This window comes from Algibacter aquimarinus, assembly GCF_039543265.1.
GTDB lineage: Bacteria > Bacteroidota > Bacteroidia > Flavobacteriales > Flavobacteriaceae > Algibacter_B > Algibacter_B aquimarinus.
This window is the reverse complement of the sequence record NZ_BAABJK010000004.1, coordinates 1,035,708-1,060,392: the sequence shown is the minus strand read 5'-3', so window position 1 is coordinate 1,060,392 and position 24,685 is coordinate 1,035,708. Positions and strand designations below refer to the sequence as shown.

Sequence of the window (24,685 nt, the reverse complement as noted above, 5' to 3'; positions counted from 1 at the left end):
TCAAAACTATAACCTACTTTCAATAAATAAGTAGGTTAATAATGTATTTTGTTACAAAAAATTTAAAAATTATACCTCAAACCAAACAAAACATTGCTTGGAGGCATAGGTACAAAACCAGTTTCAATATATTCTGCATCAAAAATATTACTAGCCATTGCTGTAAATTCAAACAGTTTTGAGGTTAAAACTATCGATGTATCCCAAACATTATAGCTTAACCCTTCGGTACGTTCTGCATGTTTGTAAATTACATTAAAGTTTATATTTTTTACCAATTGTGTGCTCAAACGCGAAGTAAAATGATGTTTTAATGAGTTTATGCTGTACCTAGAAAAGTTTAAATTTAAATCGGCTACCTCATCTTCTAGAAACACATAACCAACGCTAAGGTTTTGATTTAAATTATTGATTTTAAAGTTATAGCTTGTATTAACCTCAAAGCCTTTTGTATATAAATCTCTTAAGTTTGTTGCCATAAAAGGGTCGGTATCAACCTCTTTTACATAGTCAATTAATTTGCTCGCATCTCTGTAGAAAAATGCAAAACCACCAGTAAATTTAGGTGTTATATATTTTGCTCCTAGTTCTCCAGATAGTGCTTCTTCAGGTTCTAAATTAGCGTTTCCAATTGTTGCTGGGTCGCTGTAAAATAAATCGGTATATGTTGGAATACGATAGGTGTATCCTGCATTTCCGTAAAGTTTAAAGTTGTTAGTTAACTTATACCCAACATCAATTCCTGGAAATGCGTGAAATTTAAAATCTGAGAAATATGTTACTGCAATTCCAGGGGTAACATCTAATTTATCATTTAATAATTTAAATCTATGTTCTAAAAACATATTAGCCATAAAACGGTTTCTATTTCCTAAATTATTACTTCTTATATATATTTTAGAAACATCAACTCCAAAACCTGTTACACCTGCTTTTGAAGTGTATGAGGCATTAACCTCGGCACCCATTTTGTCTGTAACGTGAAAATTTCTAAAAAAACTAGGCTCGTCTCGTCTTAATAAAAACATATCTTGGTTACGCTTCCAGTATACTCTTGGTTTTATTTTTAACTTATTATTGTTAAATGTAGTTGTAAACGCAATTAAACTATTTTGTGTTTCTTCATATTCATTAAAAGTAGGGTTGGTTGTATAGAAGTTTTCAGCACCAAAATTACGATCGAAAAAAGTAGCAATCATTTCTATAGGTTGCTCTTTTTTATTGAAAACACTTTTAATGAAATAATTAGAATTATCATAATCTGAATTATTCCTGTAACCTTCCGAAGTTAATTTTCCAATGTGAATAATATGTGATGAATTCTCTAATTCAGTACCAACAGTAACAGAGCCATTTAATTGACCGAAAGAACCCGTTTCCATATTGAGAGAAACAGAATTATTTAAGTTCTTTTTAGTAACAATATTTATGGCGCCAGTAAATGCATTTTGCCCAAAAACACGAGCTGCAGGACCTTTTATAATTTCAATACGCTCAATAACTTCAATGGGTAAAGCTGCATTCATGGTATGGTGTCCGGTTTGCGCATCGTCCATTTTTATACCATCAATAAGTAGAAGTGTTTGATCAAAACTACCGCCCCTTATATATAAATCGGCTTGACTACCGGCCGTTCCTCGTCTTCTAATATCTACACCTGCTACTTGTTGTAATAAGTCTGCAATATTATTGGTAGCGCTATTTTTAATATCTTCAGAAGAAATAATATCGATAGTACGAGAGTTTTCCTTAAAAGGAAGATCTATTCTTGTTGACGTAACAATTACAGAATCTAATGTTTGTTTTCCTTTCTGTGCTTGAGTAAATAAAGCAGATAAAATAAATAAGGTAAAAGCGAATTTAGTCTTCATAAAACAGTTAGTTTAATAATGCTGCAAAAGTCGTAACTTTCCGGACGAGTAAAGTAGTCCAGTTTTAAAACAATGAATAGTCCGGTTAATGATCTTTTAAAACAGTTAATACATTTTGACAAATGTAACTCGCAACCTGTATATATTCAAATAGCTCAGCAAGTTATAAACGCAATTCAACGCGGTTATTTATCTAAAGGAACTGTATTACCGGGAACCCGTGTTTTAAGCGGAATGTTAAAAATTCATAGAAATACAGTTGTTGCAGTTTATGATGAGTTAGCATCTCAAGGTTGGGTGGAAATAATACCCAATAAAGGTACATTTGTTTTAATGCCAGAACAGACTACAGCTGCTATTAAGGCAAGTGCACAACAAATAGACCAGGTTTATGAATATTCGAAAATAACAGGTTTCCCTTTTCAATCATCTTTTAATTTAGCCTCAACCTTACAAGTTACTAAGGCAAAGTATAGTATTAATGATGGTAGTCCAGATTTAAGATTGCATCCTGTGTATCAATTTTCTAGATGGTATAGTGCAGCAATGAAGCGAAAAACTTTAATTCCTAAATGGGATAGAACATCACAATCATCTCATTCGGCATTCGAAACTCAACTTTGTAATTATTTAAATGCCACAAGAGGGTTCCATATAAAACCAAGTAACTTAATTAGTACTAGAAGTACAGAAATGAGTTTATATATTGTTTCGCAGCTTTTAATAAAACAAAACGATGTTGTTTTAGTTGGGCGTTTAAGTAATTATGCGTCAAACATGATTTTTCAGCAAGCTGGAGCTAATATTAAAACCATTCCTGTAGACAAAAAAGGTTTAGATATTGATTATATAAAAACGCATTTTGTAAAAGGCAGTATACGTTGTGTTTACATTTGTAGCCACAGAGATTACCCAACAACAACAACACTAAGTGCAGAAAGACGTTTAAAGTTATTAGAACTGGCAAAAGCATATCAGTTTGCAATAATTGAAGATGATTACGATTACGATTTTCAGTTTGAAGGCTCCACTATGCTACCAATGGCTAGTGCAGATGCAAATGGTATGGTTATTTATTTAGGAAAACTGGGTCAATCGTTATTTCCAAGTTTTCAAACAGGTTTTGTAGTAGCGCCAGAAAGTTTAATATCTGAAGCAAAAAATTATTTACAATTATTAGATAAACAAGGTGATATATTACAAGAACAAATACTTTCTGAGTTAATTTATGAAGGGGAAATTTACCGCTTCATGAAAAAGAATATTGTGGTTTACAAACAAAGACGAGATTGTTTATGTATGTATTTAAAAACGTATTTTGATGGTATTTTATCATTCGAAATACCATCAGGAGGACTAGCAATATGGTTACAGTTTAAGTTTAATATCTCGTTGGTTAAACTAGCAGAAGAAGCTGAAAAGAATGGTTTATTTCTTCCAAAAACTATTCTCTATCAAGATAAAGAAACATGTGCTATTCGTTTTGGATTTGGGCATTTAAATGAGCAAGAAATTGAGGCTGTAATTAAAAAGTTAAAAGGAGCCTTCCAGATTGTATCTTCTAATAATGATTTATTTTAAATCAAATTTGGTATTACATTTATCACACCTATACTTGTTTTTGGAATAGAAAGGAAGTGTTCCAGAAATAAACCCAAAAATGAAAGCTATAAATGATTTAAAATCTTTAATAGTAGAAAATAAAATAACGTCTTTACTATTACAATTAGGACAATTTATTGGGTTTCCATCATCATCTAAAGAGAATTTTTCAATAGAATTTAGGATATGTTGTGCTTTTAAAGCATCAGTAGATAATACTTTAAGTTTAACACCTCCAATAGCGTTACTTACAAGCGGGTCTGTGTCTATAGTGAGGTTGTCAAACAAAAAAACTTTAATACCATCGGCCTCCAACCGCCCTTTTATAATTTGTGCTTCGGTTGAATATTGAAATCTAGCAATAGTTTTAAAAGTATCGCTCATGTAAAATTAATGTCTTTTGGTAAACCATTCATATTACAAAAATACTATCTTAGATATTTAAAGTTAAGCTCATGAATAAATTTCTTTTTTACGTCTTCTTTTTTGCATCTTATTTTTCAGTTTTTTCACAAGTATCATCAAAATACACTATTTCTTTTGAAAACGCTGTACATCATGAAGCCAATATTGAAGCAGTTTTTACAAATTTAAGAACAGATGAGGTTGAATTTAGAATGAGTAGAACATCACCAGGGCGTTATGCTCTACATGAGTTTATGAAAAATGTATATGCTGTTAATGTAACCGATAGCAAAGGCAATGCGCTTAAAACCAACAGACCAGACCCATATTCATGGAGCGTAAAAGGGCATGATGGCACTATAAAAGTTAGTTATATTTTATTTGCTAATAGAGGAGGAGGAACATATGCCCAAATTGATGAAACGCATGCACACCTTAACATTCCTGCAACCTTTATTTATATGCCAAGTAAAGCAAAGGATGGTATTGAAGTCACATTTAACGTTCGTGAAGATTTAAATTGGAAAGTAGCTACACAGTTAAAACCAGTTTCTGGAAATACTTATTACGCATATGATTTACAATATTTTATGGATAGCCCAACGGAAATTAGTAATTTCAGTAATCGGGCTTTTAATGTGGATGGTCAAACCATAAATTTTGTATTACATCACAACGGGACCGAAGCTGAATTAGATACTTATTTTGAAAAAGTAAAGAAAATTGTATTACAAGAAAAAGCTGTTTTTGGCGAGCTCCCAAAGTTTGATTATGATAATTATACCTTTTTAGCATGCTATATACCTAATGCTTCCGGCGATGGTATGGAGCACAGAAATTCAACTATTTTAACATCTACCAGAAGTTTAGCTGAAGGTGGTATGGAACGTAATATTGGGACCGTGTCTCATGAGTTTTTTCATGCATGGAATGTGGAACGGATTCGTCCAAAAAGTTTAGAGCCTTTTAAGTTTGATGAGGCTAATATGAGTGGTGAGCTATGGTTTGCCGAAGGTTTTACAAGTTACTTCACCTCTTTAATTTTATGTAGAGCAGGTATAATAAGCAGGGAACAATATATAGAAGGTATAACGGGAAGTTTTAATTATGTTTGGAACTCTCCGGGGCGACAGTTCTTTAACCCTATTGAAATGAGTTATCAGGCACCTTTTGTTGATGCAGCACGTTCGGTAGATCCTGTAAATAGGAGCAACACCTTTATATCTTACTATTCTTATGGAAATATGCTTGGTTTGGCTTTAGATTTATCGCTTCGTGAAAAAGGATTAAACCTTGATGATTACATGAAATTAGTTTGGATAACCTATGGGGAACAGGAAAAACCGTATACAATTGAAAATTTAAATAACATTTTAAATGATTATGCAGGTGTAGATTTCGGAAATACTTTTTTTACAAATTATATTTACAAAAGTGATATGCCTGCAATGGAACGCTTATTAAATAACGTAGGTGTTTCGTTAACTCAAGAAAAAAACATGGTTGATTTTGGGGCATCGGTTAAAAACGGTTTAATAACTCAAAATACAACTATGGGAGGCTCTGCATACAATGCAGGATTAGAAAACGGCGATAAAATTATTAAGTTTAACGACGTTACAATTAATGAATCTACCGATTTTAATTATCTCATAAATACATTTAAACCCAACGATGAAATTAAAGTTGTCTATAAACGCTTTGGAGAGGTAAAAGAAACTATTGTAAAACTCTTAGCGAGTAAAAATTATACATTAGCCCTTTTTGAAACTAACAGTTTAAATTTAAGCGACAAACAAAAGGCACAAAGAGAGGATTGGTTGCAGGCCAAATAATTTTTAGTTCATTTTAAATTTATTCAACAGCTTAAAGGATTTAATTCTTCCTTTAGTCAAACCTATATCTTTTTTCTGATAAAAATTATTGTTTATCAATAATTTTCATATATTTGTTATTGTTAAACAATAATTTATTTATTATGAAAACACTAAAAACTTTAAAAAAGCTTATTAAATTTTATTATTACTTCTTACTTACAGGCTTTATAATTTTCATCATCTTGCCTATCCTATTTACAAATGGAATGGTTAAATCCTTTAACCTAGTTGAAGGATATGATTTTAATAGGTTAGAGCTATTCGAATTTTCTCTAATAATATTAGTTTTGGTTTGTATCTATTATTTGTTTGTAAGAGCCATTTATTTACTGAAATCTACTTTAAAGGACTTATCAGAAGGCAATTATTTTTCTGAATTGGTGATTACAAATTTCAAAACAATAGGTAAGCTAATTCTAGCGTGTGGTATATCATTTTCTTTATATAGATTCATATTGCGTTTGTTGCTTTTAAGTGAAATAAAACCTGGGATAGATAATGGTTTAATAGTATCCATAATATTAGGTTTATTTTTTATGTTTTTAAGTGAGGTTTTTGCAAAGGCCAGAAAAACAAAAGAAGAAAACGATTTAACCATATAACAATGAAAGACAATACTAACATATTAACCATAGTTACTTGGGCAATTCTGCTATCTTCAATTTCAGTATTACTAAACGATATGCGTGAGTTTGATTTTAATCAGTTTAAAGAATTTCAAAATTGGGCAAAAACAGCAAACAAGGAAACTCCTTGGTTTACCTCAAAAAACGCAATAGAATGGAGTTACTATGCAATTAGCGCAGGGTTGTTTTTTATGCGAGGTTACCTTATTTATGGTATTTCGTATTTTCTATCCATTCTAAAAGAAATTGAAAAAGAGTATTATTTCACAGATAAGAATATTAATTCCTTTAAAAGAATTGGTAATATTTTTATAACCTATACCATTAGTGTATTGGTGTTTAGGTTTTTGTTGGTGAGTATTAACAAGTCTTCATTTCATTTTTTAAGCGAATTGAAAAACGAATTCGTGTTTTTAATACCAGCAGGATTAGCATTTTATATTCTCGCAGAAGTATTCAGTAGAGCAAAGAAAACACAAGAAGAAAACGATTTAACTATTTAATTTATGCCAATAATTGTAAATCTTGATGTGATGCTTGCTAAACGAAATATGAAAAGTAAGGAGTTAGCTGAAATTATTAATATCACCACAGCAAATCTTTCCATTTTAAAGTCGGGAAAAGCAAAGGCGATTCGTTTCTCAACTTTAGAAGCCATTTGTAAAGCTTTAAACTGTCAACCCAGTGATATTTTAGAGTATGTTGAGGTTTAGTTTCCATTTATAAACTATATAAAAACCATACAACGTCATAATTCTATTGTGCAAAAGTATATTGTTTAATATCTTCATACATTAAACTTTAAATGTTGAGCGCAAAAGATTATATAGTCTTAATATTCTTATATTTTTCATGTTCTGTAATACATGCACAACTCAATGCTACAACAGTAGGAGATGCAGAAGGGCAAGGAAATAATTGTTTTATTATCACTCGAGACCTTCTTAACCAACAAGGTGGTGTGTGGTATGATAATGCAATAGATTTTGATAATGACTTTACTATTAATTATCAAAATAATTTTGGTAGTAAAAATGCAAATGGTGCAGACGGTATGGCTTTAGTATTTAAGCGTAATTCTACACCGCTTATTGGAGCTCTTGGAGGAGGATTGGGTTATCAAGGAATATCACCTTCATTAGTTGTTGAGTTTGATACCTATTTAAATAATACAGCTCAGGAAGGCCTTTTAGCAGATCCTTTTTTTGACCATATTGCTATAATGCGTAATGGTAATCCAAATCACAATAGTGCTGATAATTTGGCTGGCCCAGTACAAGCTAGTAATATGTCTAATAATATTGAAGATGGTAATACACATGAAATAAAAATTGAATGGATTGCTTCAACAACCATGTTTAATGTATATTTTGATTGCGTGCTGAGGCTGAGTTTAAATCAAGACGTAAAGAATACTATTTTTTCAGGTGATGATAGTGTCTTTTTTGGATTTGTAGGGTCAACAGGAGGACTGTCTAATTTGCATCAAGTATGTTTTAATAGTATTTCTTTCGTAGATAATTTACAACTTCAAGACGAAACCATTTGCGCAAATGATGACATCCAAGTTGATGCTACTATTCCAAGTGGTGTAACCTACTCATGGACACCAACTAATGGTGTAAGTAACCCCAATATTGCTAATCCAACATTTTCTCCAAATAGCACTACAACGTATACAGTAACAATTAGTGATGTTTGCGGAGATACAACAGTAGATGATTTTATACTAACGGTTTTACCAAACCAGACACCTACATTTAATGCTTTTCTTCCAATTTGTGAAGGTGGCTCATTAACATCATTACCAACAACCTCCCTTGAAGGGGTAACAGGAACTTGGTCGCCAGCTTTAAATAATACACAAACTACAACCTATACATTTACACCAAATAGTGGTTGTGCAAACTCTACTACTTTAGATATTGTTGTTATTCCTCTCACATTACCCACATTTAATGTTGTGGCTCCCATTTGTGAGGGAGAAACACTTGCACCATTACCCACGACTTCTAGTAATGGAATTACCGGAACATGGTCGCCAGCTTTAAATAATACAAGTACAACCACATATACATTTACACCAGATACTGGACAAGGTTGTGTAGATACAGCCACACTACAAATTGATGTTATAGCTCCAATTGTTCCCAGTTTTGATTCCGTTGACCCTATTTGTGAAGGTGATACTTTGGCACCATTACCCACAACATCCAATAACGGAATTACAGGAACATGGTCTCCAGCTCTAAATAATACGATTACAACTACGTATACTTTTACGCCAAATACTGGAGAATGCGCGATAGCAACCACGCTAGATATAGTAATTGAAATACCTGTATTACCAATTTTTGATACCATTGACCCTATTTGTGAAGGTGATACATTAGCACCATTGCCCACAACATCCAATAACGGAATTACAGGAACTTGGTCTCCAGCTCCAAATAATACGATTACAACCACTTATACTTTTACACCAAATATTGGAGAATGTGCGATAGCAACCACACTAGATATAGTAGTTGAAATACCTGTATTACCAATTTTTGATGCAATTAACCCTATTTGTGAAGGTGATACATTAGCACCATTACCCACAACATCCTATAACGGAATTACAGGAACATGGGCACCAGCTCTAAATAATACAATTACAACCACGTATACTTTTACTCCAAATGCAGACGAATGTGCTAATAATACAGATTTAACAATTACGGTTATTCCTAATATTATTCCAGAATTTGACTCCGTCAATCCTATATGTCCAGGTGAGTTTTTACAAGAATTACCTCTCGTTTCAAATAATGGAATTACCGGTACATGGTTGCCAGCATTAGACAATCAAAACACCACTGAGTATACCTTTACTCCAGATGCTGGACAAGGTTGTGTAGCAAGTAGCTTGTTAATAATTGAAGTGCTTCAGCCTACAATACCATCATTTAGTTTGCCAGACTTTATTTGTCAAGGAGATACAACAGTTATATTGCCCTCTGCTTCTGATGAAGGTATTACGGGTAGTTGGTCTGAGCCCATAAATAATCAAATAACTACAGAATATATTTTTACTCCAAATCCAAATCAATGTGCTTCTGTAATTGAGATAGAAATAGAGGTTTTGCCAGTAAACGAATTGGAACTTTCTATTGAATTGATTTCAGAACCATTTAGTGATAATCAAATTGTAGTAGCTGTTGCAACCGGTGGAGACGGTATGTATGAATATCAATTGAATAATGATATTTGGACAACTCAAAATACGTTTTCAAATATTAGAGGTTGTGATGAGAATGTTATTAGGGCTCGTCAAATCAATAATTGTAGTATAGATGCCATAGAAATATTTCGTGTTTTAAACTATCCAAAATTTTTCACACCTAACGAAGATGGGTTTAATGACTTATGGAATATTGAATGCCTAATTAATCAAACTGCTGCTCGAATATATATATTCGATAGGTTTGGTAAATTATTAAAAACTATAAGCCCCAATGGGTTGGGTTGGAATGGAACTTATAATGGTGAAATAATGCCTAGTAGTGATTATTGGTTTAGAGTAGATTATTTAGGTAATGATGGAAGTTCAAGAACGTTTACTTCGCATTTTACATTGAAACGTTAAAATAATTAGAGAAGTTTTAAATACGTTACAAACAATATTTTAGAATATGTAAAAGATTAGTTTTGTATTTTTGGAGTTATATAAAATATTTCTTGCTATGAAAGCCTCTTTTTTTATTGTCTTATTTTTTATCTCTAGTATTGGTTTCGCTCAAAATAACCATATTGTAAAAACTGAAGATGGACGTCGTGTTTTACTTAAAGCAGATTTTACGTGGGAGTATATTGACTTAACAACAACCCCAGAAATAAGGAGTATAAAAAAAGAAGTATCTAAGGTTTCAAAAGAAAATAGTTGTAAAATCGCTTCAGATTTTGAAGAACCTAAATTGGATAAAAAAATTCAAAATCAATTAAAAAAAGGGCGAGCTACTATTAGTCATATAAAAAAGAAAGTAGCAAAAGATTACGATTGTACTGTTGAAGATATTACGTTGCTGTCAGCTTCAGAAAAAAAGTCTTCAGGTATTTATAAATTTTGTGCTAATGGCAAACGCGTTACCTATAAACGTGTTGGAAATTCTATTATAGAAAACGGAAAGTTTTTTTAGAATTAATAATTAATATAAATATATCATTTTACCCGCTTTTATTGAGGCTTCTTTGTCTACCCATTTATAGTCGTTAGGTATTGTAGCGTCTAAAATATCGATTTTCAAGAGTTCTGCAATTTTATAACCAATTAAAAAAGCTTCTTTGTAATCATGTTTTTCATATAATTCCCAATGCTTATTTCTGTCGTACCATAAATTTACCTCAAATATTTTATCTCCATTACTTATAGGCTGATGAAATATAGAAACATATTCGTAGTTAGAAATGATTTTCCATTGCCCTAACTTAATCGGTCCAATTTCAATAGTTGATCTGAATTTTGAATTTTTAATATCAATATAGACGCTTTTATGGAATGAAAATACCACACCAAATCCAACTAAGTAAATAAAAGATTTTATATTATGTCCAATGTATATTAAACTATCATCATTCCAATTTGCTGTAAATAAAGTATATGCTAAAAAAGCAATAGCAGCAGTAAAAAATAAAGCTGCAAGTATACGTTGCCATAAAGGGCGTTGTTTTTCAGATACAATTATATTTTGCTCCATAGAGCCAAATATAACTAAAGAAATCTGTAATTTTATCATATGTATGCCTTAGTAGATTGTAATAACTTTTATGCGTCTTGCGAACGTGTTTTTAACCCAAATTTACGCCATAAACCCATTGCTATTTTAAGTAATAATGATGGTTGTGTTATTTCGCGTAGTGACGAAGCAAAGGCTTTAAAGTTACCTATGGGCGCTCCTATTTTTAAGTGGGAAGGATTCTGCAAGCTTAATAATATTCAAATTTTTTCTTCAAATTATCCATTATATGGTGATATGAGTACTAGAGTAATGAAAATACTCGAACAATTTACTCCAGATGTTGAAGTGTATAGCATAGACGAAGCTTTTTTAGAATTTAAAGGGTTTGATAATTACGATTTTCAAGATTATGGCAACCAAATGCGACAACGAATTTTGAAATGGACAGGTATTCCAACCTGTGTGGGTGTAGCGCCAACAAAGACATTAAGTAAGGTAGCTAATAAAATTGCTAGGAAATTCCCAAATGAAACAAAAGGTGTATATGTTATAGACTCCGAGGAAAAGCGTATTAAAGCATTAAAATGGATAAAAATAGAAGACGTTTGGGGTATTGGGAGGAGTTTACAAAAACGGTTAAAAGCAAAAGGTTGTAAAACAGCATTCGATTTTACACAGCTTACAGATGATTGGGTACGTAAAAGTTTCTCGATAGTAGAATGGAGACTTAAAAAAGATTTAGAAGGGATTTCTAAAATAAAATTGGATGAAGTAAAAACAAAACGAGCTATAGCTACAACACGAAGTTTTGAGTATACCTATTCAAATATTGATGATATAAAAGAACGCATCTCAACCTTTGCAACAAGTTGTGCCGAAAAATTAAGAAAACAAGGATCTAGTTGTCACATGATTTATGTGTCTTTGAGTAGTGATAAACATAAAAAAGAACTAGAACAACACAGAGGAAGTAGGATTATTAGTTTATCATATCCTACAGATTCTAGTTTAATTATTAGCAGTAAAGCCGTTTTAGCGGGTGCAAGTATTTTTAAAAAAGGTATTAAGTATAAGCGAGCTGGAGTGGTTGTAATGGGTTTAGTATCTACAAATAATTATCAATTACAAATGTTTGATAACGAAAATCCTAAACACAAACCTTTAATGCGTACTATAGATAATCTTAATGCTAAGTATACTAATTACAAGATTAAATTAGCAAATCAAGATTTAAAACGTACATGGAAAATGCGTCAAGAAAGGCTAACACCAAGGTATACAACTAATATTAACGATATTATTTTTGTAAAATAATGGCACCATTTCACGTATCATGAAGAATCTTTATTAACTTTATGCAAAAGATATTTTTTGTTAGACTCAAAAAATGAATAAAAACCTATTATATAAATCTAAAAGTTTGACTTTTTTTACTCCAAAATCTTCTGAAGGGTTAGGTGCTATTTTTTTAGACACTGGGATTTCTGCTGGATTTCCTTCACCTGCTGAAGATTTTAAAGAAGAACGCATTTCTTTAGATAGTGAGCTAGTAAAAAATAAAGAAGCTACGTTCTATGCACGTGTAAGCGGGCAATCTATGATTGGTGCTGGACTTGATGATAATGATTTATTAGTAATAGACAGAAGTTTGGAACCAGCCGATAATAAAATTGCGGTTTGTTTTTTAGATGGCGAGTTTACTGTGAAACGCCTAAAAATGAATAAAGAAGGGCTTTGGTTGCAGCCTGAAAATCCCGATTATCCTAATATAAAAATAACAGAAGATAATGATTTTGTTATTTGGGGCATAGTTACTAATGTTATAAAAAGAGTATACTAACAGTACTATTTTTTCTTAAAACTACTTATTAAGTATATAGATTTCTTAAAACTTAAGTATCAAACTAATGAATACAATTGTTTATAGACGAGTTGTATCAGATGATGAATTATTTGAAATCATCAAACTTCAAAAGCGTAATATAACTGCTTCAATTTCAATAGAAGAACAATTAAATGAAGGATTTGTAACTGTACAGCACGATTTAGAAACACTAAAAATGATGAATGACGCTTGTGCACATGTAATTGCTATTCACAACAATACAATAGTTGGTTATGCATTAAGTATGCTTGACAGTTTTAAAAATACTATTGCAGTCTTAAAACCTATGTTTAAAGAAATTGAAACTTGCATTAGCCCAAATGTTAGTTATATAATTATGGGGCAAATTTGTGTTGACAAAAATTATAGAAAACAAGGTGTTTTTAAAGGACTTTATAACTTTATGAAATCTGAGCTGAACACAGTTTTTGATATTATTATAACAGAGGTTGATATTAAAAATACAAGATCTTTAAATGCGCATTATGCTATTGGATTTAATTTATTAAAAAGATACACTTGTACTAATCAAGAATGGGCTCTATTATTTTGGAAGTGGTAATAATATTTAAAGGATAAAAAAAACGCGAAGCTTTTGCTTCGCGTTTTTTATTATATAAAAGATAAAATAAGTCTAATTTAATCAGCTAAAACAATAACTTTATTGTCCTTCATTTCAATAGTTCCAGATTTTATATTTAGTAAAGTTGTGCCTTTATCCCCTTTTGTGAATTTATCTTGCACCTCTTCTTCTAATTCAATATTCCCTGAAATTTTAACAGTACCTTCTTTTAATATAGATACTATAGCGGCGTGATTATTTAACATTTCAAATTCACCATTTACTCCGGGAACAGAAACACTAGTTACTTCTCCACTAAATAAAGTTGCTTCTGGTGATACAATTTCTAAATACATATTCTTAGTCTTTAGTTGTAGTCAATAGTTATTAGTCACTGAATGGACTGTAAACTATGACAAGTTTTTAAGCCTCAGCAAGCATTTTATCTCCAGCTTCAATAGCTTCCTCAATAGTTCCTTTAAGGTTAAAAGCTGCTTCTGGATACTTGTCTAATTCGCCATCCATAATCATATTAAAGCCTTTAATAGTTTCTTTAATGTCAACTAAAACACCAGGGATACCAGTAAATTGCTCTGCTACATGGAATGGTTGAGATAAGAAACGTTGCACACGTCTTGCTCTACCTACTGCTAATTTGTCTTCTTCTGATAATTCCTCCATACCAAGAATAGCAATAATATCTTGTAATTCTTTATAACGCTGTAATAACTCTTTTACACGTTGCGCACAGTTATAGTGCTCATCACCTAAAATATCAGCAGTTAAAATTCTTGAAGTAGAATCTAATGGATCTACCGCAGGGTAAATACCTAACTCGGCAATTTTTCTTGAAAGTACTGTTGTTGCATCTAAGTGAGCAAAGGTTGTAGCAGGTGCAGGATCCGTTAAATCATCCGCAGGCACGTATACCGCTTGTACAGAAGTAATAGAACCTCTTTTAGTAGATGTAATACGCTCTTGCATCGCGCCCATCTCTGTTGCCAATGTTGGTTGGTAACCTACCGCAGAAGGCATACGACCAAGTAGTGCAGATACCTCTGAACCAGCTTGTGTAAAACGGAAAATGTTATCTACGAAGAAAAGTACATCTTTTCCTTGTCCTTCACCAGCACCATCACGGAAATATTCTGCAATAGTTAAACCAGATAGTGCAACACGAGCACGTGCTCCTGGAGGCTCATTCATTTGTCCGAATACGAACGTTGCTTTGGAATCTTTCATAGCAGATTTATCTACTTTCGATAAATCCCATCCACCGTCTTCCATAGAATGCATAAAGTCATCACCGTAACGGATAATTCCAGATTCTAACATTTCTCTTAAAAGGTCATTTCCTTCACGAGTTCTTTCTCCTACTCCTGCGAATACTGAAAGTCCACCGTGTCCTTTTGCTATATTGTTAATCAACTCCTGAATCAATACTGTTTTACCAACACCAGCACCACCAAATAAACCAATTTTACCACCTTTTGCATATGGCTCAATTAAATCGATTACTTTAATACCTGTAAATAAAACTTCAGTAGACGTTGATAAGTCTTCAAATTTAGGAGCTGTACGGTGAATTGGTAACCCAGCTTCTCCAGCTTTAGGTAAATCTCCAAGCCCATCAATAGCATCTCCAATTACATTAAATAAACGCCCGTAAACATCGTCTCCAATTGGCATTTGTATAGGAGCACCTGTAGCAGTAACTTCAGTTCCTCTACTTAAACCATCAGAAGAATCCATCGCAATTGTACGTACAGTATCTTCACCAATGTGAGACTGTACTTCTAGTACTAATATAGAGCCATCGGCATTTTTAATTTCTAATGAATCGTAAATTTTTGGGAGTTCTGAACCTGCACCGAATTCAACATCGATAACTGGACCTACTATTTGTGCAACTTTACCTGTAACTTTAGACATTACTTATATGTTTAATATTATGCGTTTTAATTCTATGAAAACACTTCAAGTTTTCGCGTGCAAAGATATATTTTTTAATTTAAAATGAAAGTCGTTTTTGTAGGTTTTTTGGAATAAAAAAACACCTTCATTAAGAAGGTGTTTAAAAATTATATTTTGATTATATATTATTGTAATAAAGGTGAATAGTTTGTTGGGTAATCTCCAAGATTTACTAAGTTTCCTGAGGCTTCAAAATTAGAACCATAAGCAACATCAATAGCCTTTAAAAATTCATTTGCAAACAATGCATATCCTCTTGAAGTACCATGAATACCATCTAAACCAAATCCTCCACCAGTTACTAAGCCGCCAGTAATGGTAAATCCATTAGAGCTATAACCAGAAGTAGCAATTTGTGTTGTTATGCTAAAAGAATCAACAAAAGCAAGTCCGTTGGCTGTAGCTGCTGCAGAAATTGTGGCATTATATCCATTTGTTGCTGTTCTAATTGCCTGAAGTTCATCACTATCTAAAGCGTCGCCGTCATCTATACCATTAACAGCTCCAATAACTAAAGCGCCTTGTTCTGGTGTTGGTGTTCCGCCAGCTTGTAATATACCAAGTACTTGTAATACTTCTGGAGTTAATGCAACAGAACCATAACCTTGTGCTAAAGCCCCTTGATCTATAGGAAGTAATAATTTTTCTTCCTCTGTCATTTGTCTAAATCCTAGTGGGTTTGTAGCCGTAACGGGTACATCTATAAGAAATCTATTAGCACCTTCTTCAAATGTAATAGCGTATTGAGAGGCTAATTGTTGAGCGTTAGCTGGAGGAACCATTTGCGCAATGAGTACTTGCGTAAATATTCCGGCAACTGCTTGAAAAAATCCTGTTAATTGACCTGCAGTTGCAGCATCAATAACTAACGCATTATTTGGAACAGTATTGAAAAAAGGTGCCGATTCAACATTTGGTACATTTGCAATTACGCCTTTAGCACCACCAGATGTTAATGAAGATATTAGAGCGCCATAAGCTAAATCAAAAGTTGTTTGATCAGTAATAGTTATAGAGCCATCTCCACCTGAGGTGGCATAACCTAAAACATCATTAGCACCTATCCATAGAGAAAAGAATGTTGGATTTTGGGCCATCGCATCACCAATAATTGTTGCATCAGGTGCTGATGCCATTCTTATAAAGTATGGATTTGCGTAAACACCTAAACCGTTAATATCACCATATCCTGATCCTGGAATTCCTAAATCTAAAAGATGAAAACTATTCGCTCCTGAAACTCCCATATTATTAAATGGTCCTGTAGGCTTGTTTAGAACTATATCAGTTGTTACGGTAACGGGTCCTATAACCGATTCTAATGGTTGTGGAGCGCCACCTGTAGTAATAAGACGAGGGCCTGCTATTCGGTTGCCTCCAGCGGCTAATCCGCCAAAATTATCATTAACTAAAGGTTGTGTAAATGTTCCTCCGCCAACTAAAGCAAATTGTTGCGCCATAATACTTGGGTATGAATTTTCTTGCGCAGCTCTAAAAACTGTTCCATCAGAAAATCCAGCGGTTAATGAATTACCGAGCGATACGTAAGTTGAAAAATCTGCAGACCCAGCAGTTAAAGCAGGTAAATCAACAGTTTCTTCTGGAAGGGCATTAAAATCTTCTAAAACATCTTCTGGTTCATTACAACCTATAAGTAATGAAAGACTTAATAATATTGATAAGTATTTAATATTTTTCATTTTTTTAAATTATAAGTTATTAATTGTCCATGATACATAGTACATTGATCCTATAAAGCCAGTACCAATAGCTTGGAAATATTCATCACCCAGTAAATTAGTAGCTCCAACTTTTAAAGTAGATTTAAAACTTGGTACTCTTAAGTTTATTTGAGCATCAACGACATGGTATTCAGGAATTAAACCATCGGCAAAGGTGTTTTCCCAATAGTAGTCATCACTAAACCTGTAAGATATATTAAAGCCAAAATTTTTAAATAAGTCAGTATTTCCAAATGTGGCTTTAAATTTATGTTCAGGCGTATTAAAGTTTGTAACAAAGTCTGGGAATCTTTGTTGGTCGAAATCTAATTTCGCATAAGTATAGCTTCCACTTAAATCAAAATCGCCAAACACTTTTGTTGAAATACCTAAAGAAGCACCGTAAGAGTTAACTTCAGCTTCAGAATTTGTATAAATATTATATCTTTGAGTGTCATCATTATCTAAAGCAGATACAGATAATCCGTTGTCTCCCACTGTTCCATACAAAGGCGATACGACATCAGCCTGGGATATGAAATCTTGATAGCTATTGTAGTAAGCACTAAAGTCTATAATAAAACCTTCTACCTTGCCTCTATATCCAATTTCTGCCGAAGTTACCTGTTCTGGCTGTATAATATCTGGGTTTGCTACTTCTAAAACATTGGCATCACCTGTAGCTCTGTATGCATTAACAGAACTTATGGTGTAAGAATTAGTGTATCCTGCGCCACCTTCTTGGTTTATTACTGCTGGTTGCCCTAATAGTTGCCCAGATAGACTTACATCATAAGGTCTTGAATAACGACTTAGGTTATCAGGTGCAGAACCAATTAAAACCTCTTGCCCTGTATCTAAACCAATAAATAAATCTTGTGTGGTTGGATTTCTAAATCCAGTTTGCACAGAAGCCCTAATATTATGATTTTTATTTACAGTTAAACCTGCAGAAATTCTGGGAGAAACAAAACCATCAAAAAATTCTGATTTATCATATCTCATAGAACCTGTTAACTTTAACTTTAAGTTTTCATTTAATTCAAGGTCTTTCTGTATTTGTGTGTATACACCAAATTCAGAATAATCTATTGGGCCATCTAGATCTGTGTAGATACTTCCAGATGAGTTAAGATTGTATTGTCTAAATGAACCTCCAACTTGTATTTCAGCAAAATCTATTAAATGGCTTAAATTATAGTTTGCATCTGCATGATAATATTTAGATGCATCTTGAAATTTTGATCCAGTTAGAAGACTAGGGTCATTAATACTCCTATTCAATGCCGCTTGAAACTCTGGAGTACCTGGTAAAATACGTCCCGTTTCAGCTTGAGTTCTAGCTGCAGCATGCGCTTGTGTATCTGTTGCTCCACTTAATGTTGCACCAACATATGTTCTGATGTAATCTCCAAACCATTCGGTATCACTTTTCCATGATCTGTTAATCTGTACAGCAGTTAATAGCATATCATAAGAGTCCCCTGCATTGTCTCCTACAACATAACCTCTTAAAAAGAAATTATCATTTTTAATTTCTATTTTATGTTGTTGCTGGAAGAAATTATTAATGTTATATCTATTACTTCCTTGATAAATTGTTGTACCTGTACCTACTTTTCCAACATACTGAATTTCGAAATCATTTTCCCATGGTCTAAAATACAAACCCCAATCCGCTTTAACACTTTTGGCTTCATAATTTGTAAGATCGCGTTCTTCGTATCCTGTTCTACTTACAAATACATCTGGAACAATTCCAAGTCCACCAGACTCTGCTCGAATGTTTGCAGCAACTACATCGCCATAAACGTTTACACCATTGTAGTTTATGTTTGATTCTCTTGTGCCACCATCTGAGTTTAAATCATCATAATTAGTAGCTGCCCAATCGGTTCCTTTTAAGTAACCAAAATTAACTTTAGCAGCAAATTTTTCGCTAAACTTATGAGCTACTCTAATACTGTAATCTATATATTGGTTGTCCCCAGCAGCTTCTTGTGATGTAATTCCTGCTTTGTAAGAAACGCTTATTCCAGAATGGTCAAAAGGGCTTTTACTTCGCATAAACAAAATACCATTAAATGCGTTGGCCCCGTATAGTGCAGAAGATGCACCTGGTAATAGTTCAACACTTTGAACATCTGTTTCTGTCATACCCACTAAATTTCCTATTGGGAAATTTAATGCAGGAGTGGAGTTATCCATGCCATCAACTAACTGCATAAACCTGTTATTAGCAAAAGTGGCAAAACCTCTAGTATTTACAGATTTAAAAGTTAAACTGTTAGTGTTTACATCAACACCTTTTAGATTTTCTAAGCCATCGTAAAAATCAGCCGATGCTGTGTTTTTAATTTCTTTTAGTCCAAAACGTTCTACGGTTACTGGAGATTCAAAAATTCGTTCGGGTGTTCTTGATGCAGAAATAACAACTTCATCTAAGGCAGTACCTTCTTTTAATATAAAAGATGCTACTTGATTGTTTTGGGTTATTTCAATGGTCATACTTTCAAAACCAACACTACTAGCTTGTAATGAAAAAGGTGGGTTTTGGTTGTAAGTTAGGGTAAAATTACCATCAAAGTCGGTAACTGTTCCCGTTGAAGTTCCCATAACAATAATATTTGCTCCTGGGATGGGTTGACTGTTATCATCAACAACAGAACCTGTTATTGTTGTTTGAGAATATGAGATACCACAAAACAACAATAGTAAAAAAGGGATAATTGTTTTCATCTATTTGAATTAGTTTTAGAATAGCAATATATGTATATAAAATATTACTAGTGCATAAAAATATAAAAAAATTATGCGCGCATAGTAATTTTTAACAAAAAAGAGGATGTTTTATTGTGTTTTTGATAAAATAAGTACTAAAAATTAGCAAAATTACATTTAGAGTTATTCTTCTTTTAATCTATTCTACAGTAACAGATTTTGCCAAATTTCTTGGTTGATCTACATTTTTATTTAATAAGACAGCAATATGATAAGATAATAATTGAAGTGGAATTGTAGTTAACAAAGGAGAAAGCGAATCTAAACTTTCAGGAACTTCAATAACATGATCTGCTAAATCTCTTACCTGAATGTCTCCTTCTGTAACAATGCCTATAATTTTTCCTTTTCTAGATTTAATTTCTTGAATATTACTTACTACTTTTTCATAATGGCCTTTTTTGGTGGCAATTACTACAATAGGCATATTCTCGTCAATCAAGGCTATAGGGCCATGTTTCATTTCTGCAGCTGGATAACCCTCTGCGTGGATATATGAAATTTCTTTTAATTTTAGAGCACCTTCTAAAGCAACAGGAAAATTATAACCTCTCCCCAAATAAAGAAAATTACTTACGTTTTTATAGATGTCTGCAATCTTTTTAATATGTGCGTCAGATTTTAAAGCTTGCTCTACTTTTTTTGGAATCATTTCTAATTCTAGTAGGTGATGACGAAAATCGGAACTACTAATGGTTCCTTTGGCTCTTGATAGTCTTAATGCTATTAAAGAAAGAACTGTAATTTGAGTAGTAAATGCTTTTGTTGAGGCTACACCTATTTCTGGACCCGCATGTGTGTAAGCACCAGCATCAGATTCTCTTGCAATTGAAGATCCTACAACATTACAGACACCAAAAACGAATGCTCCTTTAGATTTTGCTAGTTTAATAGCTGCTAATGTGTCAGCTGTTTCGCCCGATTGTGAAATGGCAATCAACACATCATTCTCCGTTATTACCGGGTTTCTATATCTAAATTCAGAGGCGTACTCAACTTCAACAGGTATTCTTGCTAAGTCTTCAAAAATGTATTCGGCTACTAATCCAGCATGCCAAGAAGTTCCACAAGCAACTATTATAATACGGTTGGCGTTTAGGAATTTCTTCATGTTATCCTCAACGCCAGCCATTTTAATAATGGCCTCATTTCTTAATAATCTTCCTCTGTATGTGTCCCTTATGGCTTTTGGTTGCTCATGGATTTCTTTGAGCATAAAGTGGTCATAGCCACCTTTTTCAATTTGTTCTAAATTTATTTGAAGTTCTTGAACATAATTATCAACTAAAGAGTCATCCTTTATTTTTCTAATTTTGATACCTTTTTTAGATCTAATTATAGCCATTTCTTCATCTTCTAAATAAATAGCATTTTTAGTGTATTCTAAAAAAGGGGATGCATCACTTGCAATAAAAAATTCATCTTCATTATTACCAATACCTATAGCTAAAGGACTTCCTAAGCGAGCAACTACTACTTCTTCAGGTTTATTCTTATCGAAAACTGCAATAGCATAAGCTCCAATAACTTGATTTAAAGCTATTTGTACAGCTTTACCAAGTTTAACTTTTTCCTTTTTTTTGACATCTTCTATTAAATTGATAAGAACTTCAGTATCTGTATCAGATTTAAAAACATATCCTCTGGTAACTAGTTCTTGTTTCAGAGACTCATAATTCTCGATAATACCATTATGAATGATTACGAGTTCTCCGGAATTAGAAAGATGTGGATGTGAGTTAACATCATTAGGTACACCATGAGTTGCCCAACGTGTATGACCAATGCCTACACTTCCATTTTTAGTGTTTTCTTCTTGAGAACGGGTTTCTAAATCGGCTACTTTACCTTTAGTTTTGGAAACTTTTAGATCAGAACCATCAAAAAGTGCAATTCCTGCACTATCGTAACCTCTATATTCTAGACGTTTTAATCCTTCTATTATTATAGGATAAGCTTCTCTATATCCAATATAGCCAACAATTCCGCACATAAATTTAGTTTTTAGTTACGAGGTTCTGTAGAGTAAATTTTTAAAGTCATCTTTTTTTGGTCTGTAGTATTTGAGCCATATAGGATTGTTCCTCTTGGAGTTAACAATGAAGCTGCAGGTATACCATCTATCGTGTCATCACTATTTAAAATTTCAGCATTATTGTTGTAATTTACATTGGTTGATAGTACCAGGCCTAGTCTAGTATTAGTAGAATCTTTTTGTAAAATATTATTTAAATGTTCTGTAAGTCTTATTTTGTATTTAAAACCTCCATTGTCATCTTCAAAACGCTGTCCTAAACTTATTATTCTAGAATTGAATGATTGCGTTGTGTTTTCTGTGGGGTCTAAAAAATAATCAATTGTAGGGCCATTGTTTGTAGCATCGTATACGTATATTCTATCAAAAGCGCTGTAATCATTTCCGTTTTGGTCTTCAGGAAATGTTTGCATGATTTCATCTTCATAAATGATAAGTTGGGCTTCATTAATAAGTTTTTTGAGAAGGAAATCTCCTGTTCCATTTTCTTTTAAATAACCTCCATTTCCATCAGAAATTCGATACTCATCAATAAAATCTTGAAGTTCGTCTGTTCCAAATAAATCAACAACTGCCATAGAGTTTCCTCCTTTTAAATAAAGCTTTTCATCTCCATTTACTCTATCTCCATTTGTTAAATTTATTCCAGAGTTAAGTTCATTTACAAAAGTGTTAAGTCTATTGCCAGTAAAATTGAACGTATATGTTGATTGAGTTCTTTCTCCGGCAATACTGGAATCTCTTGAATAATATATAATAATACTTGATTCTTGAGATGCTAAATTTAACAAAACCATACTTCCACTATCATTAATAGCTTCTGCTTTTATAAAAAGACCTCTAAAATAATTTCTAAAATTATTTGTGTTACTTAGTATAGTGGGGTTTACAGTATATTCATCAAAAATCATTGATGTCCAAAATGCAGTGTCCATGTTAATTCTTAGTGCTGGGGCAATAAATTGTGAAACAACAGTACCATCAACAGTTTCGTCTAGTCTTATGGCTTCTGCACTTGGTTCGAAATTAATATCTTCATATATTAACTGCCCTTTTTGAGTTTCAAAATCTATCACACTTGTTCCGTTAAGAACTCTATTGGCACCGCCGTTTACTGCAAAGTCGGCATTAGAAAAATAATTTTGAAAATTGTTATCACCAACATTAAAAGGATCGAAATCTCTTAGGAAATAATTATTTTGATAAATAGATAACTTTATTGGATCAATATTCCCTTCTTGATTTTCACCATATAGAGAATCTTGAATAGTATATGTTGTAACCTCGCCTTCAATACTGGCAATTCTGCTAAAATATGGTATTCTTAAAACAACAGAATCTATTACAGCATTAGTTCCAAAACTTGGATCAAAAGTAGTAGGTGTAATTTGTGTAACTATACTAGCTGTAGTTTTTCCATATGCAGGATCGTTAAAAACACCTAGTAAATTTGATGCTAGTCCATTTATTTGAAGTGAATCTAACTTTTTGTTGTATGAAACAATAGGAAAATCGTTGTTATTAGTATCAAAATTAGAATTATCTTTTCCTAAAACATCACTATCTATTTCACTAAATTCTTTATCGCAAGCAATAAAAGAAATAATCATTAATAAAAAGATGCAAGGAAATTTAAGGGCGTTAATTGTCTTTTTCATAAATAATTAATGAATACTAAGTTTAGCTTAAAACGGTAGAATTAATAAATTCTGTATAAGCTTCACCAAATTCATCTTTGCTTTTGTATTCTAAAACGGGCTTGTCAGATGATTTCATGTAATCATTAAGTTCATCTTTAATGTCTTCAGAGCCTACAATTAATGCGTCTGAATAATCTATAGCCACTTTCATAAGGTTATTGTATGATGGTTCTTCAAGCTTACTAATAGCTTCATCATTTATATTGTCAAATTTAACCTTATTAATCATATCTTTATTTAACGTATTGTTAAAACTTTGATTGTAAATAGAGGTTACTATTTTACTTTCGTTAAATAAAGGTTCGTCTTTATAGTATTCTTTTAAGTAAACAGGTAATAACGATGCTAACCAGCCATGAACATGTATAACGTCTGGAGACCAATTTAACTTCTTAACTGTCTCTATAACACCTTTTGCAAAAAAAATAGCACGTTCATCGTTATCAGAAAACAGCTCACCAGCTTCATCGGTTAAAGTCGCTTTTCTTTTAAAATATTCATCGTTATCTATAAAATATACTTGAATTCTTTCTTTTGGAATTGAAGCTACTTTAATAATTAACGGCATGTCTAAATCGTTAATCACTAGATTAATACCAGAAAGCCTTATAACTTCATGTAATTGATGTCTACGTTCATTAATATTCCCGTATCTAGGCATGAAGATTCTTATTTGACCACCTTGTTGATTTACCAATCTTGGTGCTTCAAAGGACATGGATGAAATTTCTGTTTCTGGTAAATAAGGAACTACTTCAGATGATACGTATAATATCCTCTTATCTTTCATATGTTTGTTTTTGTTGACTTAGAGTCATGTATAATATGTAATAATTTATTTTACAGGGAGAAAATAAATATTAAGGTTGTTATTTAAAATGCTTAATCATTTGACTAAATCAAAATAAAAAACACGCAAAAGTAC

General features: G+C 32.5%; 20 protein-coding genes. 10 read left to right on the top strand and 10 right to left on the bottom strand.

Annotated elements, in window-relative coordinates:
* Positions 1-62: 62 nt before the first annotated feature.
* The gene (locus ABD939_RS07410) at positions 63-1,871 is read right to left on the bottom strand and encodes a TonB-dependent receptor plug domain-containing protein (RefSeq protein ID WP_345166433.1); all 1,809 of its coding nucleotides are present in this window, start codon (positions 1,869-1,871) and stop codon (positions 63-65) included.
* Between the two features lie 72 nt (positions 1,872-1,943).
* On the opposite strand from ABD939_RS07410, the gene ABD939_RS07405 reads away from it, so the two are divergent.
* On the top strand, positions 1,944-3,452 hold the full coding sequence (locus tag ABD939_RS07405; RefSeq protein ID WP_345166430.1) for an aminotransferase-like domain-containing protein: 1,509 nt from the start codon (positions 1,944-1,946) through the stop codon (positions 3,450-3,452).
* Here ABD939_RS07405 and ABD939_RS07400 read toward each other — a convergent pair.
* Positions 3,444-3,857 (bottom strand): putative signal transducing protein, encoded by a 414-nt coding sequence (locus ABD939_RS07400; protein WP_345166427.1) that lies wholly within the window; start codon positions 3,855-3,857, stop codon positions 3,444-3,446. The genes ABD939_RS07405 and ABD939_RS07400 overlap by 9 nt on opposite strands.
* A 71-nt stretch (positions 3,858-3,928) precedes the next feature.
* On the opposite strand from ABD939_RS07400, the gene ABD939_RS07395 reads away from it, so the two are divergent.
* The 6 genes from ABD939_RS07395 (at position 3,929) to ABD939_RS07370 (ending at position 10,562) form a co-directional block, all read left to right on the top strand.
* Positions 3,929-5,713 carry a M61 family metallopeptidase gene (locus tag ABD939_RS07395; RefSeq protein ID WP_345166424.1) on the top strand — a complete coding sequence of 595 codons (1,785 nt, stop codon included), beginning with the start codon at positions 3,929-3,931 and terminating at the stop codon, positions 5,711-5,713.
* Between the two features lie 143 nt (positions 5,714-5,856).
* Positions 5,857-6,357, top strand: coding sequence for a DUF2975 domain-containing protein (locus ABD939_RS07390; RefSeq protein WP_345166421.1), 501 nt, complete (start codon positions 5,857-5,859; stop codon positions 6,355-6,357).
* 2 nt (positions 6,358-6,359) lie between these two features.
* On the top strand, positions 6,360-6,884 hold the full coding sequence (locus ABD939_RS07385) for a DUF2975 domain-containing protein (protein WP_345166419.1): 525 nt from the start codon (positions 6,360-6,362) through the stop codon (positions 6,882-6,884).
* A 3-nt stretch (positions 6,885-6,887) separates the two neighbouring features.
* Positions 6,888-7,094, top strand: coding sequence for a helix-turn-helix domain-containing protein (locus ABD939_RS07380; RefSeq protein ID WP_345166416.1), 207 nt, complete (start codon positions 6,888-6,890; stop codon positions 7,092-7,094).
* A gap of 92 nt (positions 7,095-7,186) precedes the next feature.
* Positions 7,187-10,012 carry a lectin-like domain-containing protein gene (locus ABD939_RS07375; RefSeq protein WP_345166413.1) on the top strand — a complete coding sequence of 942 codons (2,826 nt, stop codon included), beginning with the start codon at positions 7,187-7,189 and terminating at the stop codon, positions 10,010-10,012.
* Between the two features lie 97 nt (positions 10,013-10,109).
* Positions 10,110-10,562, top strand: a complete 453-nt coding sequence (locus ABD939_RS07370) for a DUF3157 family protein (protein WP_345166410.1) — start codon at positions 10,110-10,112, stop codon at positions 10,560-10,562.
* Between the two features lie 9 nt (positions 10,563-10,571).
* Here ABD939_RS07370 and ABD939_RS07365 read toward each other — a convergent pair whose 3' ends face one another.
* Positions 10,572-11,159 (bottom strand): hypothetical protein, encoded by a 588-nt coding sequence (locus ABD939_RS07365; protein ID WP_345166407.1) that lies wholly within the window; start codon positions 11,157-11,159, stop codon positions 10,572-10,574.
* Here ABD939_RS07365 and ABD939_RS07360 point away from each other — a divergent pair, their 5' ends adjacent.
* The 3 genes from ABD939_RS07360 to ABD939_RS07350 all read left to right on the top strand — a co-directional run bounded on the left by ABD939_RS07360 (position 11,160) and on the right by ABD939_RS07350 (position 13,549).
* A complete protein-coding gene (locus ABD939_RS07360) occupies positions 11,160-12,416 on the top strand; it encodes a Y-family DNA polymerase (protein WP_345166404.1) in 1,257 nt (418 codons plus the stop codon). It begins immediately after the preceding gene.
* Positions 12,417-12,489: 73 nt separating this feature from the next.
* Positions 12,490-12,942: a LexA family protein gene (locus ABD939_RS07355; protein ID WP_345166400.1), complete on the top strand. Its 453-nt coding sequence runs from the start codon at positions 12,490-12,492 to the stop codon at positions 12,940-12,942.
* Positions 12,943-13,009: 67 nt separating this feature from the next.
* Entirely contained in the window at positions 13,010-13,549 is a 540-nt protein-coding gene (locus tag ABD939_RS07350) for a GNAT family N-acetyltransferase (protein WP_345166397.1), read from the top strand.
* 77 nt (positions 13,550-13,626) lie between these two features.
* Here ABD939_RS07350 and ABD939_RS07345 read toward each other — a convergent pair whose 3' ends face one another.
* From ABD939_RS07345 to ABD939_RS07315, 7 genes are all read right to left on the bottom strand, one after another.
* Complete coding sequence (locus ABD939_RS07345) at positions 13,627-13,905, bottom strand: F0F1 ATP synthase subunit delta/epsilon (RefSeq protein ID WP_345166394.1); 279 nt, start codon at positions 13,903-13,905, stop codon at positions 13,627-13,629.
* Positions 13,906-13,972: 67 nt separating this feature from the next.
* On the bottom strand, positions 13,973-15,481 hold the full coding sequence (atpD, locus tag ABD939_RS07340; protein WP_345166391.1) for a F0F1 ATP synthase subunit beta: 1,509 nt from the start codon (positions 15,479-15,481) through the stop codon (positions 13,973-13,975).
* Positions 15,482-15,648: 167 nt separating this feature from the next.
* Entirely contained in the window at positions 15,649-17,223 is a 1,575-nt protein-coding gene (locus tag ABD939_RS07335) for an SGNH/GDSL hydrolase family protein (protein ID WP_345166388.1), read from the bottom strand.
* A 9-nt stretch (positions 17,224-17,232) separates the two neighbouring features.
* Positions 17,233-19,983 (bottom strand): TonB-dependent receptor, encoded by a 2,751-nt coding sequence (locus ABD939_RS07330; RefSeq protein ID WP_345166385.1) that lies wholly within the window; start codon positions 19,981-19,983, stop codon positions 17,233-17,235.
* A 181-nt stretch (positions 19,984-20,164) separates the two neighbouring features.
* Positions 20,165-22,018: a glutamine--fructose-6-phosphate transaminase (isomerizing) gene (glmS, locus tag ABD939_RS07325; protein WP_345166382.1), complete on the bottom strand. Its 1,854-nt coding sequence runs from the start codon at positions 22,016-22,018 to the stop codon at positions 20,165-20,167.
* A gap of 11 nt (positions 22,019-22,029) precedes the next feature.
* A complete protein-coding gene (bamH, locus tag ABD939_RS07320) occupies positions 22,030-23,718 on the bottom strand; it encodes a BamH family beta-barrel-assembly machinery protein (RefSeq protein ID WP_345166379.1) in 1,689 nt (562 codons plus the stop codon).
* Positions 23,719-23,740: 22 nt separating this feature from the next.
* On the bottom strand, positions 23,741-24,550 hold the full coding sequence (locus tag ABD939_RS07315; protein ID WP_345166376.1) for a glycogen/starch synthase: 810 nt from the start codon (positions 24,548-24,550) through the stop codon (positions 23,741-23,743).
* Positions 24,551-24,685 lie beyond the last annotated feature (135 nt).